The organism is Bacteroidales bacterium, assembly GCA_013141385.1.
Taxonomy (GTDB): domain Bacteria; phylum Bacteroidota; class Bacteroidia; order Bacteroidales; family Tenuifilaceae; genus UBA8529.
Genome location: JABFRB010000002.1, coordinates 103,013 through 120,320, shown reverse-complemented (window position 1 = coordinate 120,320; position 17,308 = coordinate 103,013). Strand labels below are relative to the sequence as shown.

The 17,308-nt window shown below is 35.7% G+C and carries 13 protein-coding genes and 1 pseudogene; 6 read left to right on the top strand and 8 right to left on the bottom strand.

Annotated elements, in window-relative coordinates; genetic code table 11:
* Positions 1-129 precede the first annotated feature (129 nt).
* Positions 130-1,857, bottom strand: a complete 1,728-nt coding sequence (locus HOO91_01700) for a PQQ-binding-like beta-propeller repeat protein (GenBank protein ID NOU16260.1) — start codon at positions 1,855-1,857, stop codon at positions 130-132.
* A 622-nt stretch (positions 1,858-2,479) separates the two neighbouring features.
* Here HOO91_01700 and HOO91_01695 point away from each other — a divergent pair.
* The 3 genes from HOO91_01695 to HOO91_01685 all read left to right on the top strand — a co-directional run bounded on the left by HOO91_01695 (position 2,480) and on the right by HOO91_01685 (position 4,426).
* Positions 2,480-3,037: a LemA family protein gene (locus tag HOO91_01695; GenBank protein NOU16259.1), complete on the top strand. Its 558-nt coding sequence runs from the start codon at positions 2,480-2,482 to the stop codon at positions 3,035-3,037.
* Between the two features lie 6 nt (positions 3,038-3,043).
* On the top strand, positions 3,044-3,973 hold the full coding sequence (locus HOO91_01690) for a M48 family metallopeptidase (protein NOU16258.1): 930 nt from the start codon (positions 3,044-3,046) through the stop codon (positions 3,971-3,973).
* 276 nt (positions 3,974-4,249) lie between these two features.
* Positions 4,250-4,426: a hypothetical protein gene (locus tag HOO91_01685; GenBank protein ID NOU16257.1), complete on the top strand. Its 177-nt coding sequence runs from the start codon at positions 4,250-4,252 to the stop codon at positions 4,424-4,426.
* A gap of 191 nt (positions 4,427-4,617) precedes the next feature.
* Here the strand turns inward: HOO91_01685 and HOO91_01680 are convergent, their stop codons facing one another.
* Positions 4,618-7,251: a hypothetical protein gene (locus HOO91_01680; GenBank protein ID NOU16256.1), complete on the bottom strand. Its 2,634-nt coding sequence runs from the start codon at positions 7,249-7,251 to the stop codon at positions 4,618-4,620.
* A 337-nt stretch (positions 7,252-7,588) separates the two neighbouring features.
* The gene (locus tag HOO91_01675; protein NOU16255.1) at positions 7,589-9,055 is read right to left on the bottom strand and encodes an IS1182 family transposase; all 1,467 of its coding nucleotides are present in this window, start codon (positions 9,053-9,055) and stop codon (positions 7,589-7,591) included.
* Positions 9,056-9,744: 689 nt separating this feature from the next.
* Between HOO91_01675 and HOO91_01670 the strand changes: the two are divergent.
* Both HOO91_01670 and HOO91_01665 read left to right on the top strand, forming a co-directional pair.
* A pseudogene (locus HOO91_01670) lies at positions 9,745-10,808 on the top strand (methylated-DNA--[protein]-cysteine S-methyltransferase).
* Between the two features lie 92 nt (positions 10,809-10,900).
* Complete coding sequence (locus HOO91_01665; protein NOU16254.1) at positions 10,901-11,269, top strand: CZB domain-containing protein; 369 nt, start codon at positions 10,901-10,903, stop codon at positions 11,267-11,269.
* A 14-nt stretch (positions 11,270-11,283) separates the two neighbouring features.
* Here HOO91_01665 and HOO91_01660 read toward each other — a convergent pair whose 3' ends face one another.
* Together HOO91_01660 and HOO91_01655 are read right to left on the bottom strand one after the other, a co-directional pair.
* On the bottom strand, positions 11,284-11,685 hold the full coding sequence (locus HOO91_01660) for a hypothetical protein (protein ID NOU16253.1): 402 nt from the start codon (positions 11,683-11,685) through the stop codon (positions 11,284-11,286).
* Between the two features lie 500 nt (positions 11,686-12,185).
* A complete protein-coding gene (locus HOO91_01655) occupies positions 12,186-12,527 on the bottom strand; it encodes a nucleotidyltransferase domain-containing protein (protein NOU16252.1) in 342 nt (113 codons plus the stop codon).
* A 212-nt stretch (positions 12,528-12,739) separates the two neighbouring features.
* Here HOO91_01655 and HOO91_01650 point away from each other — a divergent pair, with 212 nt between their 5' ends.
* Positions 12,740-13,588, top strand: a complete 849-nt coding sequence (locus HOO91_01650) for a class I SAM-dependent methyltransferase (protein NOU16251.1) — start codon at positions 12,740-12,742, stop codon at positions 13,586-13,588.
* 101 nt (positions 13,589-13,689) lie between these two features.
* On the opposite strand, the gene HOO91_01645 is transcribed toward HOO91_01650, so the two are convergent.
* From HOO91_01645 to HOO91_01635, 3 genes are read right to left on the bottom strand one after another with little or no spacing between them, the layout of a single operon-like run.
* Positions 13,690-14,772, bottom strand: a complete 1,083-nt coding sequence (locus HOO91_01645; protein ID NOU16250.1) for an efflux RND transporter periplasmic adaptor subunit — start codon at positions 14,770-14,772, stop codon at positions 13,690-13,692.
* A gap of 11 nt (positions 14,773-14,783) precedes the next feature.
* Positions 14,784-16,055, bottom strand: a complete 1,272-nt coding sequence (locus tag HOO91_01640; GenBank protein ID NOU16249.1) for an ABC transporter permease — start codon at positions 16,053-16,055, stop codon at positions 14,784-14,786.
* Between the two features lie 11 nt (positions 16,056-16,066).
* A complete protein-coding gene (locus tag HOO91_01635) occupies positions 16,067-17,305 on the bottom strand; it encodes an ABC transporter permease (protein NOU16248.1) in 1,239 nt (412 codons plus the stop codon).
* Positions 17,306-17,308: the final 3 nt, after the last annotated feature.

The following is a 17,308-nucleotide window of genomic DNA, read 5'->3' as shown; positions in this document are numbered from 1 at the left end:
TTAGGATGCTATTATCAGTTAGTCTAATCTTGGATTCTATTACAATGACAAACTTCCGTAAAGCGGAAGTTTGTCATTGTATTATACTTCATTGACTTTGCTATCTAGCAGATACGCAGGTAACTTCTATTAGCTATCTGCAAGAGGCAATCGGAATGCTACCAACTCCTGAGTATTGCGAACTAATAGAATATTACCAACTAATACTGGGTGATTCCAAGTCTTTCCCTTAATTGCAGTAATTTGAGCAAGTTCTTTAAATTCATCTGGAGTAGCTCTAACCAATGCTACCTCCCCTTTTTCCGATAGCACCAGCAACAAATCTTGATCGGCAAGAAGTAGAATTTGACCTCCATATCGTCCTCCTTTCCATTTTCGTTCGCCTTTCTCTATATCGATGCAAGCGAGACTAGAACCATCAAAACCGTAAACATGACCTTTATGAATAATATAATCGTTAAAGTTGGGTTTTAACTTATCAGATGCCCAGCGCTCTTCAATAACCCATTTGTCATATGTATTTTTGATTGCAATACGTCTCATTCCTTTCATATTACCATCGCTAATAAGGATATCGCTTTTATTGATTGAAGCGGGCTGAACAATTGGAGCACCTGACATCGAAAGATCCCAAAGTATTTTGCCATCGGACGGATTGTAGCTATAAATACCTGTATTGTTCATAAACAAAACCTGTTTAACATTATCTATTGTCAATAAGTGTGGAGAACTGTAACTTTCACCACCATCCAAACCAAACCATTGCCGTTTTCCAGTCACAATATTATAGGTAAGGAGTTGTCCTGATATTGCTACAAAAACGGTACTGTCAACAACCAAAGGAGAACTGGCATATCCCCACCCAGGTATTTTTACATCAGTATCTTTTGCGACATTATGAGACCACACAACAGAGCCATTACGTTCATCAAGTACATTCAGAATACCTGTTGCACCTAATGTGTAAACACAACCATTGCTGAGGGTTGGTGTAGAACGAGGACCAGCACCTGCATGTGAATCCCAGAAACGGGCTGAATCGCTATGCCTCCAAATCGGATCACCAGTATTCAGGTTGTAGCAGGTAACCATCTCGTATTCACCACGCTGTTCCTGCGTATAAAGCAAAGAACCATGTACTGCAAAGGACGAACAACCTGGTCCTACAGATCGACGCCACATCTCAACCGGTGGAGTTTTAGACCAATCGGTTTTAATTCGTACACCATGTATGATTCCATCCCGATTAAGTCCACGAAATCCGGGCCATTCGGCCTCCGTTTGCATTGCTGCTGAATCCAAAGATATTGTTACTAGTTTATCATTGTTTTTGGCTAATAATCGTTCTTCGGCTGTCTTAACCCACCTCCATGCAAAATCCTGATGGATATCGCCACTCATCCCATTGGTACGGAGAAATGCCCAAAATCCTGATGCAAGCAAGATAGTTACAACCATTGTTGCACGTTGGAGTTTTACAGTAAAACGACGGCTAACCACAGCCCATGCAACAAAAACTAGGCTTAATATTGGGATTGAATAGAAGACGAACATAATTCCCCCCATCGCTTCTGCAATCGACTTGTGGAGTATTTGTGCTGTTGCAACCAGTGCTACTATCATTAAAGCGATTGCGAACCAGCGTTCGAACAGGGGTGCTCTGCTAAAGAATACCCACCAGATAACTACAGCCAACCCTAAAAGAATTCCTACAAATAGGCCAATTATACTTGCTTCAGGTACAAAAAGGGGGATACCAAATCTAACCAACCACTGCAATATTACGATGACTACACCTAGCCATAATCTTAATGGCTTCTGTTGGATTGGTTCAATAATATTTTTATTTGTAAACATTTTTCCATTTATTATTTTGTAAGAATCTACTTAAATCTAATTCTGTGAGTTCAGGTTAAAAACCTGATTTTTAATTTTATATAATATTCATAACCTTAAAAGTAAGTTTGTTCAAGCAGAGTGCAAAGAGAAGATATTTCAAAAATGGTGTTTTAATCCATTTAATTCTGAGTTTCCCTGTTCGCAATAGGCTGTTTAAGTCGGGTATATCTTTTCAAACTTCACCTAAGAGGCGAAAATAAAGTCTTTTACCTAAACCACCAAACAATTTGCTAGTATATACCGATGTGGGCGAAAATCTATATCGAATGAAATTGTTTTTTATAATCTAAAGATGGAATTACTCCTAATCCAACCCTGATTTCTCGTTCATTTAACAAAGGAATGCTATATCCTTCCACAGTTTCTCCAAATTGATTCCTTTTTCTCATTTTTTATAATTTTATACAATAATCATCTTAACATAAACAGTGGTGATGTAATTTTGTTTCCAAACTTGGTCGATGTCATTTTAACAAAAGAATTATAAATCGTTCGGAAAATGCTGATTTTTTACTGTACTGTAACCAAATTGTAATGATTTTATGATAAATTAGCAGTCTAATTCAATAAAATAAAAACTATGGCTATTATAATTATTGTCATACTAGTTATTCTTGGTTTAATTACTATTAGCCTGTATAACAGGTTAGTGGTATTAAGGAATAACCGTGAAAATGCCTTTGCTGATATTGATGTGCAACTAAAACAACGACTAGATCTTATCCCGCAACTGGTTGAGGCTGTTAAGGCGTATATGAAGCATGAGAGTTCGGTACTTACCGATATTACCAAAGCACGCACAAATGCGATGCAAGCCGCAACTATTAACGATAAAATCGTTGCTGAATCTCAGCTATCTAGTGCTTTACAAGGACTTAGGGTTGCTGTTGAAGCATATCCTGACTTAAAGGCAAACCAAAGTTTCATTCATCTTCAGGGAGAGATATCAGATATTGAAAATAAGCTGGCAGCTGCTCGCAGATTCTTCAATTCAGCCACCAAAGAGCTCAACAATGCTGTTGAAACTTTTCCATCCAATTTTTTGGCAGATATGTTTGGATTCAAACGTGAGCCAATGTTCGATTTGGGAACCAATCAGCGTGAAAAAGCCGAAGAGGCGCCAAAACTTAACTTCTAAGTCATAATGGAGTATATTGGGCTTCAGACACAAATTTGGAAAAACAATATCAAATCGTTGATATTGTTGATTTTATTTCCTTCTTTAATCTTTGTACTAGTGTGGCTCTTTTTATTTTTTATCAATGAGGAACCAGAACAACAAATCGATATCGTTAATGGGAGTTTCATTCAGTTTATTCCTTGGATCTCCATTGGTGTAATCCTATGGTTTATAATTGCATATTTTTCTCACTCATCAATGATAAAGAAAGCAACAGGATCTAAACCTCTGGCGCGAACTGAGAATAAAAGAGTTTACAATCTTGTTGAGAATCTATGTATTGGATGTGGAATGCAAATGCCCAAGATCAATCTAATTGAAGATGATTCCCTCAATGCTTTTGCCAGCGGAATAGATTCAAACTCCTACACCGTTTCCTTATCAAGAGGTATTATCAATAAACTTAACGATGAAGAACTTGAAGCGGTGATTGCCCACGAGCTTACTCATATCAGAAACCGTGATGTAAGATTACTTATTGTATCAATTATTTTTGTTGGGATATTTGCTTTTCTTACCGAGATGCTTTTGCGTTCAATCAGGTTTAGCGGAAGGGGAAAAAAGAATGGAAAAGCAATCTTAATTGCATTGCTGCTGGTTGCAGTGGGATATTTATTGTCAAGTATCTTCCGGTTTGCAATCTCAAGGAGTAGAGAATACATGGCCGATGCCGGTTCATCCGAGATGACAAAAAAACCATGGGCACTGGCTTCAGCGTTAGAGAAGATTGCCAAGGATTCTCGTATTGAGGCAGTTGAACGTAAAGATGTTGCGCAACTTTTTATTGACAACCCTCAAGAAAAAGAGAAAAGTAAAGTGTCAAACTCTATAGCTTCAATTTTTGCTACCCATCCACCCATCAAGAAGAGGATTGAATTGCTAAAGGGGTTCTAATATTTTATTCTAATTGCTAGATATTAATTGCTGATTGCTGACAATTTGATTGAAAAAGAGTAAAACCTACGAAAAACAAGATGCTGTAAAACAACAAACTAGTAACTGATTCAAAAAACATTGTACACTTTGATTCTAAAAAAATCCTGCATCTCCTCCATAGAAGGAATTCTCACTAAAAACTGAACTACTCCAGTTTTGCAACCATACAAAAATGAAGGATTTGATGAATTTTATAATTGAAATTAATATAAATCATTGCTTAAAGTAATTATCATGAAAAAAGAAATTCAAAATAACGGTCCTTCTGGTGCAATATATGCATTAGGGCTAATTGGAGCAGCGGTGTTTTTCATATCTCATGCAACAAGCTTTTGGATGGGAGTTCTTGGATTTCTAAAAGCTATTGTTTGGCCGGCAATTCTTGTCTATGAGGCTTTTAAACACTTTTGAGTTTAAACTAAATGATAGATAGAGTTTTGTGCTCGCCTTAAATTGGTATCCAAACTAGGATTTATTTAGTTATAATCTTCAAACTTATCAGATATATCAATTACACCCCACTCCCAATTTGAGAGTGGGTGTAAAAATGTTTAATCATACTGATTTAGTTCAACTACTTGCCTAGTTTGGACAATATTCCTTTAGCGTGAAAACCAGTAGTTAAACTTGATTAAGAATACGTTGTGCGCTTTAGTTCCGAACAGATCCTGCATATCTTTTCCATAAGAAAAATTTCCATTTGAACCTGAATTACTTCTGCCTTGCGACCATACAAAAAATATGGTAGAACCTCTCCTATACTCCCACCGAACAACTAGGTTTGAACGAAACTCCCTGACGTTAAAATTGGGTTGTGAAATGCTATAGTCTTTAGTTCCATCTAGATCTTCGTCAATTTCAAAGATTCCATCAACATCATTAGGAGAAAGCTGATTGTTCTCGAAAATGCTATAACGGTCATGAGAGAGTGTGGCATGGGGTTGAGTAATACGCTTATAGTTACAGTATTTGCCCGATGAAATAAATGGTTGACCATAATATTGGATAGATAAATCGGGGGTTAGCGTATAGTTAAGCCTAAAGGTAAGGCTAAGCGTTTTTTGATTAATTTGGGCAAATATATATCGTGGATCGCCTTTGTAATCCACGGTTTCTAAATACTGCAACTCGTTTTTACCAATATAAAAATCTGGAGTCAATGAAATGGAAACTGAATTAATTGGTCGGATATTCAACTCAACAAAATAATCACGATCATTGGATAAATTGCCATCACTAAATCCATAGTAAGTTCCTATAAAACACGATATTTTTTTAGAATAATCGGAACCTAAATTCAGGTTTAGATCCCATGAGCCGGGCATAATAATTGAAGGGCCACCACGTAACAATGTTGTTGATAGGTTTTGATTCTGTCGACCCATAGAACCATTAATTCTCCATTTGTTTTTAAACTGGGCGTTAAGGTTCATATTGGCATTAGTCGATAGTAAATCGCCATTAAAATTCCAGTACATCCAATAATTCATGTTTATAAAAAAGTTCCTGAAAATGCTGAATGGCTCCCGCAAATAGTAACCAACCCATGTTCCATGGTGGATAATATCGGAATAACGCATATATCCTATATCATTAAACTCCAAACTGGGCGATTTAAAGTTGACACTAGTTTCGAACTGAATTTTCTTCTGCCCTTGCCTTCCAAACCTAAGCGAACCACCATAGCCAGATAGGGAAGTTAGGCTTGAATCAACAGATAGGTGCTTAGCATCCAGGCGTTGATAATACCTAGCGGAAGAGGTTTGGGTTGCGGTAATAGCATTTTTATCGCCACGTACATTGCTAAAGGTACTTGTTGCGCTGATATAGTAGATTCGATCCTTCCAGCTATGTTTGAAATCAATTCCACCTGCATAGGCCGCCTTATGAAGGTAATTCATCGCTGGATTAGAAATATTGCGATTAACAGATGTAAACATCCCGCCAAGAACCGTTTCGCCCTTGTTAAAATCCTGTTGTAACCTAGCAACAAAATAGTTAGTTAAAGGCTCTACGCTCTCTTTCCTTCTATCACCGTTATTATCAATCACCGCTTTTTCGTTAGCAGTTGTGCTTTCCAAAACACCAACGGAAAGACCTTTTTTTGTTTTTCCAGAAAGTTTAAAGGCAGCAAGAATGGTAGTTGCCTCAGGCATTTTAACATATTCCACGTCAGCGATTTCAGGGTAATACTGTGGGTATCGACCAATACGACGAGAATAGAAAAGGTTATCCTGCCCAATATTATTTATCACAATAGGATTATTTGGTCTGAACTGGTAGATGTTTTTCCCTTCAACAAAAAACGGGCGTTGCTCCGAAAAATAGGATTCAAAGGCAGTAAGATTTACCTCTGATGGATCGGCCTCAACCTGACCAAAATCCGGATTTACAGTAAAATCGAGAGTGAAATCGTTAGTAATACCAATTTTCCCATCCACACCTGCTGTAATTTTACTTGACTTTCCATCGGCAAAAGGATTTCCGTCCTCCTTCTTAAACGTTTCGGTTTTAGCAACCATATACGGCATTATTTCTACCTGCCTTTTTGGTCTGATATTTTTAATACCATGCAGTTCACCGAATAAATGTACCATACCCGGTGATCCTTTAGGAATATACTGCCAGTTTGAACGTTCTTCTTCGCGGTAAATATGCCTCATTAGCTGGATTCCCCAAACATGTTCCTCCTTATTCCCAAACCGCAATTGTGTTAAGGGAATGCTCATTTCGGCACTCCAGCCCTTATTATCTATTGAAGTTTTTAATATCCAAACGGGATTCCAGCTCGAATCCCAATTATTTCCATCCAGACTTACAGCCTCATCTCCTTTAACCCCAGAGGCCATTGCTGTAAATGAAAAAGCAGTTTGCTTATCGTAATAGCTATCAATATTAATTTCAACCATATCGCCGCTAAAATCGTCCCTGCGGGTAAGTATTCTGCTTATTTTATCGGCTTCAGTATCATCTGCCCTGATAAAAACATACAAATTATCGTCATCATAAAGAATTTTAAACGATGTTTGCTGGGTTGGGGGTTTGTTCTCATAGGGTTGAGTTTGGGTAAAATTGCCACTCCATTCAACCAAATTCCAGCAGGATTCATTCATCAATCCATCAATTTCGGGAGCAATTGTTGTATAATTTGTTTGATAGGTTCTACGCTCAACTTCCTGCGAAAAACAGCTAAAGGTTATAATAAATGTGATAAAACAAAGAATTAGTTTTTTCATAGATGTTGGTTTTCAGATTTTGAATGTATTCTTATATAAATAGTGTGAATTAAGGGTTGAATCAATAACTCCACCTTTTAAGGCGGAGGCTGTAATCATTAAAATCTATGGGCTTTAGCCCTTTATTTTGATTATCCCTTTTAAGTAATCTTCTAAAAAATGTCAAATATTAAGTCCATTTTAATCAGTCATTTGTAATCTAATTGATGTTGGGGCTAAAGCCCAATACCCTTTTTCCCTTTGACTCCGCCTTAAAGAGGCTGTGTGAAAATAAACTTCATCAGTTTTTTATTCAATTCTGTCATATTTATTAGTTTTCAAAAAATGCCAAGGAGGTTTATGCAACCTTCCAATTGTATTGTTCTACTTTTTTGAACAAATCTTGCATGTTTTCTATATCTATTAACCTTTTTAAGTTGTAAACCGTTGAGTAAAGGTCTACTTCTATTTGTACTTTGTGCTTTTTACGAAGTAGAAAACAGAATTTTCCCATTATCATTTTTATAGTTCCATAGGGGTGTTCAACGATAGTCTTTCGTTGTTTTATTGTTTCCCTATTTTCAGCGGTTGAAAGCCGCTGCTTGTACCCTTCTATCCATTGGTTGAGGGTATTCACTTTTATCGACCGCCCAGTTTTGGATTTTGTGCATTTGTCCCTGATGGGACACCCCCCGCAATCATTGCATTTATAAATATTATAGAGCTGGTTACGGTGTTTATAGTTGGTTTGGAAGAGCCTTAATTTTTTATTGTTTGAACAGGTATACTGATCGTTCTCTTGGTCGTATACAAAGCCGATGCCATTGGATCGGTCTTGCTTTTTTGAGTTGGATTCCTGTAAGGGTACAATGCATTTGGCAGGGGAGTTTTCTTCGATCTCTTTGATCTGGTTTACCTCTGCATAGCCTTTGTCTGCCTCCACGGAATCGGGCTCCAATCCCAGTTGGGACTTGATGTCCTGGAAATTGGCTATTAACAACCCCGTGTCGACAGGTTCGGCTGTGGCCTCGGCCAGTATAATCATGTGATGTTTGGCATCCACTCCCGTTTGGACATTGTAGCAGGGCATCTTCCCATCCCTGCTTTTCATCAGCGGGGCATCGGGGTCGGTTGGCGAGATGTAGTTCCTGTCCAACTTTTTTAGCTGGCCTTTTAGCTTCCCCAATTTTGCTTTTTCTTCTTCAAGCTCCTTGATTCTGGCTTTTAGGTCTTCGTTTTCTTTGGACTCGGCCTCTAGCCTATCCTCCAATTCATCGGTTTGATCTGAGTTTTCGAGGTATTTGTCCAGCTGCTCTTCAATCTTGGTTATCCGGGCGTTCAGGCTTTTCTCGCAATACATTCCCCGCTTTGCGTAGGCTTTCATTTTACTCCCGTCGAAAATGATCCTCTTGCCTTCGATGTAGCCATTGGCCATCAAAAACCTCCTAAATTCAATGGCCGCCGAGCGGATCAAGTCTTTGTTTTCCTTCCTGAAATTGCAAATGGTCCAATGGTCGGGTTTGAGGTCGCCCAACAACCATATCACTTCAATGTTCCTGTAGGTTTCCTTTTCTATGCGCCTGCTGCCAGATATCCAGTTAAAATACCCGTACAACAGGAGCTTTAGCATGCTGCCTGGCCCATAGCTGGTACACCCTTGGTCATGCTGACCCTTACAGATCATGTTTTCGATATTTTCCTTGACGAACAGGTCTACCACCTTATCGATCAACCGCACAGGATTGTCTTCGCTCACCCACTGCTCGACATGGGGGTAAAGTAAAAGTTCGTTTCGGTTTTTCGGTTGTTTACAGTGCAAATCCATTGTAAAATTGTTTCACGTGGAACTTAACTGCCTTAAATATAGTAATTTATGAGGTAATTCCCAAATCGTTTTATGTATTTTTATCATTTTTTCAATTCGTCATGGTAGTTATTGTATTTTCACACAGCCTCTAAAAGGCGGAGTTATTGATTGTGTTGGCTGTTCTATTCATCCCTTATTTTGCATAAATAATCGATATCATATTTGATTTATTAAAGTGATTATGCATGTTTACTTTAAAATAAGTACCCTCAACTATTATTAAAGTTACAACTATTCTGATAGTTTTTTATGAAAATGGTTTAATTTTTAACGTTTGTTTATAAAATTTAACATTTCCCATGTTGCCAACCATCTTTCTACTTATTCCTTTCAATCTTTCTTGTATAACTCTAAAAGTGTTGTTTTATGATAATTTTTTTCTGAAAATTAGGATGATAATCTAAATTAGTTTCAATTATTATTCACCTAAAAAACTTTCTTATGTTTTTGCCCTATGTAGTTTCTTTGCAATCCTCAAATCCCGTAACATTAACAAATAAATATCGCAAACTGCGATAAAAGAATTTTAAATAATTCCTAATTGTGATTTATGCACATAAGCGATTCTAATATTTAAAAATTACTTGTCAAATTTTCGGTAGTTAGCCTACTCAAGATAATTTACCTTTGCGTTATAAATATCGATTATGCTTACAGAGGATATAATGTATAAAGCGCTTGTAGAAAAGGATTCATCGTTTGAAGGATCTTTTATTGTAGCAGTAAAAACTACCGGTATTTTTTGTCGCCCTACATGCACCGCCCGAAAGCCCAAAAAGGAGAATGTTGAATTCTATAAAACCACCAAGGAGGCCATTCTTAGTGGCTATAGACCCTGCAAGGTTTGTACACCATTGGAAAAACTAGGCGAAACGCCAGATTATATAAAAGATATTCTTAATGAGCTGAATTCAGATCCATCCAAGAAGTTTTCCGATTGGGATTTAACCCAAAAAGGCGTTGAACCAAGCAAACTACGGCGATGGTTTCTGAAAAATCATGGCATTACCTTCCACGCCTACCAAAGGATGTTTCGTATTAATTCCGCTTTCAAAAAAATACAAAACGGAGAATCAATAACCGCTGTGGCATTCGATTCTGGATATGAATCCCTGAGTGGTTTCAACGATTCGTTTAAATCAATTTTTGGAGTATCGCCATCCAATAGTAAAAATAAGCAGATTATAAATATCACACGAATCGAAACCCCGCTGGGCATTATGTATGCAGGCGCAGTTGAGCAGGGAATTTGCCTTTTGGAGTTTACAGATAGGAAGATGCTCGAAACGGAGCTTAAATCGTTATCAAAAATATTTAATGCCGACTTAATTCAGGGTCACCATAAACACTTCGATTTGCTTAACCAGCAATTAGCGGAATACTTTGATGGGAAACGAAAAATATTTTCAGTTCCCCTAGCAACGCCCGGAACAGAGTTTCAGCAACAGGTTTGGGAATTACTTAAGACTATTCCTTACGGTACAACCCGATCGTATAAACAACAATCAATAATGCTGAATAGACCAGATGCTATAAGGGCTGTAGCAGGTGCTAATGGGATGAATCGGATTTCGATTTTAATTCCATGCCACAGAGTAATTGGTGAGGATGGAAGTTTAACAGGCTATGGTGGTGGTCTTTGGCGAATAAGAAATGGTTGCTCGATTTTGAGAATAAACGGATAATAAATAGTAATTATTCAGCATTTTGAACTATTTTTTAGTTAGTTTGTTCTGTTCTTCATAAGAAACTGCTTTCATTTTAGAAGTTAAAAATAATAACAGCTAAAAAAGGAGGTGTACAATGGCAAATATTGAGGAACTTGATAAGGCAATTGGTGCTCACGGGTTTTGGAAAACCCGACTAATAAACACCATTGAATCGGGAAAAATTGATACCGATATAGAAACCATACGTCAGGATAACCAATGCGCTTTCGGAAAATGGCTTTACGGTTCAACGCTTTCATCTTTTGATAAATCATCGAATCATTATAAAACCGTGAAAGAACTTCATGCAGAGTTTCATAAAGCTGCTGCCCACGTGGTTGAGTTGGCTGTAAATGGTAAAAAAGCAGAGGCCGAAAAGATGATTGCTTATGGTGGCAATTACGCGAGGATATCCTCAAAACTTACTCAAGCTATGGTTGAATGGAAGAGTGTGTCAAAATAATCAGCCATAAATCGTCATTTAACTTTGCGGAAATCTAGTTTAACAGCCTCTCGCAGGAGTTTTACTATTGCTTCTTCATCAATTTCATCCACTGAATTGTAGATCTTGTAAAAGATTTGCTTGTTCGTTCCATGCGTAAGGTAATTATCAATATCTATAAGTCTGTTTCCATACCAAAATCCCAATAGAACGCCACTCTTAACCCCTCCCCTTGGAATTGTTGAAGGCCAAATAATACAAATCCCTCTCCTACCATAAAAAAATGGAACATTATATGAAATCTTCTCCTTACAATTTGAGGGCAAGTTCTCTTTAACAATTTGCCTTAGCACATCCACAATTATCCTCTCATCCTCGGGCAAAATCTCATATAGCTGATAAAGCGATTTAATTTTAATTGATGAATCGAACTTCATTGGTTTTATAAATAGTTGCTAATAGAACCGTTGAATTGGTATTTGGTTCGGGGATAAAATTAACTATTGTGAGAAGAAAGGCAATCTTATTTTATTGATAGGAAAAGTAAAGGTTGCTATTTTGCTGGATTTCAAACACAAATAACAAAAAGAGCCTAATATCATATTCGGTTCGATAGGATATAAGAAAGAATCGTTTGAATCTTAGGCATAGCTGAGGGGATTACACTTAATATGATATCGCAAATTGCGATACCAAGGTTTTATGTTTACCCTATTATGCCCATCCCCTTATATCCTTGCAGGTGTGGGTTGCTGAATTGTTATGATGGTGGGATAGTTTTGGAGGAATGAGGGTTTGCTAAGGGTGTAATGTGTTTGGTGGAATCCAAGGGTGTGGGTTTAGGATTGGGTGGTTTGGGGCTTTGGGGGAATGGCTTGAGAATTGTTAACAAAATATGAGAGCAAAGGCAGTATATATTCGACTGGTTAAAAATAGATTAACTTATCTCCAGACCTTCTTTACGAACCATCTCTAAAATAATAGAACTGTCATCAATAAAAAATTGTTTGCGACTAATTGCAATGGGTTCAATTCTATAATCGTTTCGGTATTTTGGCGACCATGGCTTTGATAAAATTGCATCATCATCAGTGTCGAAAATATCAGATACTAGCAGAACATCAATATCGCTACTTTCACTTGCTTGGTTTCGAGCATAGCTGCCAAACAAATACGCCTTAAATATTGCAACTCCTCCGTTATTAAGGTTTGCAACGTACTGGCGAACTATTTTTATAGCATCCTGCTGAAGCATTGTAGTAAATCTTTTGTTTGACAAAGATAATTATTTATTTTCTCGGATGATGGGGCTTTAGGATAGTATTCTGGGTAACGACCTTCGAGCTGATACTTCATAAGGATTTGCATGAAATAGAATTGCAAACATGGGAAAATTGACCTAATGAATGAATTGAAATTAATTGTAGTAATTTTAGTGCGGGATTTATATTGTCAACGTTTCTATTGGTAATGAAATTAAAACTATTGGGCATGAAAATTAAGGATATCTATAGGTTTTTTTCTCCAAAGTTTCAAAATCTATTTTTAGACTATAAAGTAACCCTTAAACCAAGGTATGGGCATGGACTACCCGCACATAATCTGCTTTATGGGATAATAAATGAAAATCGTTCGTTGTATGTTGAACTATTAAACGAGGCAGTAAAGTATAAAGAGGTTTTTCAGTCGTTTAAAAAGATGGATGAGGAAAGTGATAACTCCAAACCTGTTTATAATAATAAATTTTTACCCGGTTTAGATATCGTTGGGATTTATACAATAATCTCAAAATTTAAACCCCAAACGTACGTTGAGGTTGGTTCTGGTTTTTCTACAAAGGTTGCTTACAAAGCAATAAAGGATAATGGGTTGAATACAAACATTATCTCAATTGACCCTGCTCCTCGGGCAGAAATAGATCAGCTTGCAACTAAAATTATTCGTGAACCTTTTGAGAACATAAACTTTGATTATATTTTCTCCCTAAAAGAAAATGATATTCTCTTTATTGATAACTCCCATCGAATTTTACCAAATTCCGATTCGCTGGTTTTTTATTTAGATGTTTTACCAAATATTCCAAAAGGGGTTATTGTACATATTCATGATATATACCTACCATTCGATTATCCACAATTTATGTGTGATAGGTTTTATTCGGAGCAATATGGCCTTGCGATGTATTTATTAGCGAATAGCAAAAAATACAAACCTTTACTACCTAATTACTTTATAAGTGAAGATAAGGAATTAAGAACAATTCTGGAACCTATTTGGAATCATAAAAATCTGGATAATGTTGAAAGGCACGGTGGTTCATTCTGGTTAACCATTTGTTAAATGAGTGAGTATTGCAAAACTCACTCATTACTTGTTTATAGCATTGTGAAATATCTAATTGCACAATGAGTTATTTTTAATAACTTAAATCAATTATGCGTTTATTTACTTGAAATTTTTATTTTATCCTCTAACTTAAGTCCTCCTAGAATTTCTATTTTCACACCATCACTTATTCCAACTTTAAGATACCTTTTTCTAAAATTTTGTGGGGCTGTTTCAATTTCAACAAAGGTAGAGTCGTTATCGTACTGTAAAAGGCTCTCATTAATAGCAATAACACTGTCTTTTCGTTCCATTTCTATTTCTGCATTTGTACTATAACCTGCCCGCATAAAAAACTTATTTGCAAGTTTTACTTTTGCTCTAATTTCGAAAAGAATGCTTCCATAAACTTCAACTCCCTTAGGCGAAATATAATCTATAATTGCATCATACTTAACCCCTTCAATGGCTCCAATAATTAGTTTTATTGGCATTCCTTTATTAATTTTTCCTACTTCGGTTTCATCTATCATGCCCTTGAAAATCATATCATTCAAATCAGCTACTGTTGCTATTGTTGTTCCTGCATTAAAAGTGTTTGTTTCAATTACTGAATTACCTTCTTTGACTGGCACATCGAGTATTGTTCCATTAATAGTTGACCTTATAAGTGTATTTGTTGCAACCAATGCATTCTTAGCAACACCTTCCTTAATCAATTGAAGATTATTTTCAGCAACATTTCGCTCAACTTTAGCATTTTCAAGACTTATTTTGCTTTGAAAATAATCGTTTTCGGGTATTACTTTTTTATTGAAAAGAACTTCTTGTTGATCAAATTTTCTTTGAATATCATCTAACATCAATTTAGCTTTTTCAAAGCGTGATTCTGCCTCGCTAAGTTGTAACATATTCGGTATAATTTTAATCTTTGCGATTAAATCCCCTTTTTTAATCTCTTGTCCTGCTTCAACATAAATATTTTCTATAATCCCAGACACTTGTGGAACTATTTGTATTTCCTTGCGAGGTATTACTGAGCCTGTTACAGTTGTCTTTTTTACAACATTGGTAATTACAGCATTGGTTGTGCTATATATCTCAAATCTCTTTTTTGATTTAGTGCTTAAATAGAGTATTGGAACTATAAATATCAGTATTATAAAACTGATACCTAAATACTTAAGTGTTTTTTCCATTTCTAGTATAATTAGTCTTTATTAGTTCTTATGGCATCAATTGGTTTAATTTTTGTTGCATGTCTAGCAGGCATAAATCCTGCTACTATTCCACTTACAATTATAATCAAAAGAGAAATCAATGCAATATTTATATTAACCTCAGGTCTTCCAAAAGTGATATTGGTTATTATATTATTTACCAATAGATATGCAACAGTTTCAACAACAACTATCCCAGCACATAAACCAAGATAACCTGCTATAAATGTCAAAGTCATCGATTCAACAATAACTTGAATAAATATTTGTTTAGGTTCTGCACCTATAGCCCGTTGAATACCAAATACCGAAATTCTTTCACTTACAGTTATATACATAATATTTGTAACACCAAATACCCCAGCCAGTAATGTTCCTATGCCAATTATCCAAATCATCAAATTAATACTGTCAAAAAAATCATTCATTTTTTTGTATTCCGAGCCAAGATTATATCCATTAATGGCTGATTTATCTTCTGGGTGAATTTTGTGTTGTTTTCGTAATAAAGCCCTAACCTTTTCGTCAGTGATTTTGCAATCATAACTATCTTTAGCAATAAGAGCCATTGTCCATACATTTGTTCCAATACCATATAATTTTTGAAATGTTGTGTACGGGATAACAATAGTATTGTCCTGATGCAGCGCCCATGAATCTGAATGTAGCGAATTAAAAACACCAACAACAGTGAAATATACAGATCCAATCTTCACAAGTTTGTTTATCGGGTCTTCATTCTTGCCAAACACATCACAATATACTTTATAACCAATTAAAACAACTTTCCTTTTTTCTTTAATATCAATATTATTTATTATTCTACCATAAATAATGTTTACTGGATCTATTTTAAGCATGTAATCAGGATAATTCCCAATCATGCTATAATTCCCAGTTTTATTATTGTATTCTAACAAACTTCCATAGGGTTTTCCATTTAACTGAGGAGCTATAAATTCAACACTTCGAATATTACTTTTGATGATACGAACATCATCCAGAGAAAAAGTATAATTTCTTCCCTGTTTGTAACCATTATAAGGTTTGGTTGTGCTTTGTGGCCAAATAAAAAAACTGTTCACGGATAAGTTTCCAAATTTTTTTCTGCTTCCATATTCAAAACCTTTGCCTACACCAACCATTAACACTAGCATGAACACTCCCCAAAAAATACCAAAAGCAGTTAGTAGAGTGCGAAGTTTATTACTCCGCAAAATTCTATATATCTCATGCCAATTATCAATTTTGAACAGAATCATTTTATTTGGTATTACTCATCTTTTAATGCGTCAACTGGCTTAATTCCTGCTGCGTGTTTTGCTGGTATGTACCCTCCAATTGTACCGCAAATAATTAAAACAACAACGGCCAATAATGCAATACGTAAATCAATAGATGGGTTTTTAAAATATTGTGCATTTACTGCATTTCTATTTATGAACTCTAACATACCTATACCTGTAATTAAGCCAATATAACCCGAAACACTTGTTAGAAACACAGACTCAATTACAATTTGACCAACAATAGCAAACGGCGTGGCCCCGACAGCCTTCCTAATTCCTATTTCCTTTTTCCGTTCAAAAACAACTATCAGCATAATATTACTCACACCCATTATTCCCGCAATCAATGTCCCAATTCCAATGAAAAAAACAAAAATATTTATTTCTGAAAACATATTTATTGTTTTTTCATAGGTTTCTAACGAGTTTTTAATCCAAATAGCTCTATTATCTTTATCATCAAAATCATGTTTACGTGACAATTGTTTCCTTATACATAGTTCTAATTCTTTCGTTTTTTGTACAGAAATATTATGCAATAGAAATCCAATATCATTGATGTTTTGAGAATTTTTGTTTAACATTTGCCCAACACTAATAGGTATATAGGCTTTGTGATTATCATATTCTGAGGGACTCTTATGAACCCCAACTACCATGTAGTTAATATTATTTATTTTAACGTATTTACCAATTGGTTCTTCATTATCAAACAATTCTTGCTTAATTGTATAGCAAATGCTAATAACTTTTCTTTCGGTTTTTACATCATTTTCATTTATAAAACGCCCCGCTATAATCTGGAGTTGCGTTAAATCCTTAATACCTGGGTTTACAAAACAAATATTATATTTTCCAAATTGTGATTTATAAGTTATTATATTGTTATTCCAGTAATATAACCGTACCGTACCTTTTTCTATTGACGAATTTAAAGTGTTGGAAAGTTCTAAATAGTCATCCTTTGTTAAATTAATTCGACGCCCTGGTTGTAGTCCTTTATAACTCTTGTTTGTTATTCCTGAGTAAATCCAGATACTATTTTTTGCTTCATTTTCAAAATTCACAAGTATCCCATTTTGAACACCATTAGTAACTCCTAATAGAATGATTAATATAAATATACCCCATGCTACACTAAATCCAGTTAGTATGGTTCTTGCTTTATTATTTTTCAGGGGTGCAAGTAATTCATGCAAACTAAAAAAGGAAAACATTTTCATTTC

Excerpts from the sequence above, each read along its gene's own strand:
- HOO91_01690 (NOU16258.1), top strand. The coding sequence starts at position 3,044 with ATGGAGTATATTGGGCTTCAGACACAAATTTGGAAAAACAATATCAAA.
- HOO91_01665 (NOU16254.1), top strand. The coding sequence starts at position 10,901 with ATGGCAAATATTGAGGAACTTGATAAGGCAATTGGTGCTCACGGGTTT.
- HOO91_01695 (NOU16259.1), top strand. The coding sequence starts at position 2,480 with ATGGCTATTATAATTATTGTCATACTAGTTATTCTTGGTTTAATTACT.
- HOO91_01685 (NOU16257.1), top strand. The coding sequence starts at position 4,250 with ATGAAAAAAGAAATTCAAAATAACGGTCCTTCTGGTGCAATATATGCA.
- HOO91_01650 (NOU16251.1), top strand. The coding sequence starts at position 12,740 with ATGAAAATTAAGGATATCTATAGGTTTTTTTCTCCAAAGTTTCAAAAT.
- HOO91_01700 (NOU16260.1), bottom strand. The coding sequence starts at position 1,857 with ATGTTTACAAATAAAAATATTATTGAACCAATCCAACAGAAGCCATTA.
- HOO91_01680 (NOU16256.1), bottom strand. The coding sequence starts at position 7,251 with ATGAAAAAACTAATTCTTTGTTTTATCACATTTATTATAACCTTTAGC.
- HOO91_01640 (NOU16249.1), bottom strand. The coding sequence starts at position 16,055 with ATGATTCTGTTCAAAATTGATAATTGGCATGAGATATATAGAATTTTG.
- HOO91_01675 (NOU16255.1), bottom strand. The coding sequence starts at position 9,055 with ATGGATTTGCACTGTAAACAACCGAAAAACCGAAACGAACTTTTACTT.
- HOO91_01660 (NOU16253.1), bottom strand. The coding sequence starts at position 11,685 with ATGAAGTTCGATTCATCAATTAAAATTAAATCGCTTTATCAGCTATAT.
- HOO91_01645 (NOU16250.1), bottom strand. The coding sequence starts at position 14,772 with ATGGAAAAAACACTTAAGTATTTAGGTATCAGTTTTATAATACTGATA.
- HOO91_01635 (NOU16248.1), bottom strand. The coding sequence starts at position 17,305 with ATGAAAATGTTTTCCTTTTTTAGTTTGCATGAATTACTTGCACCCCTG.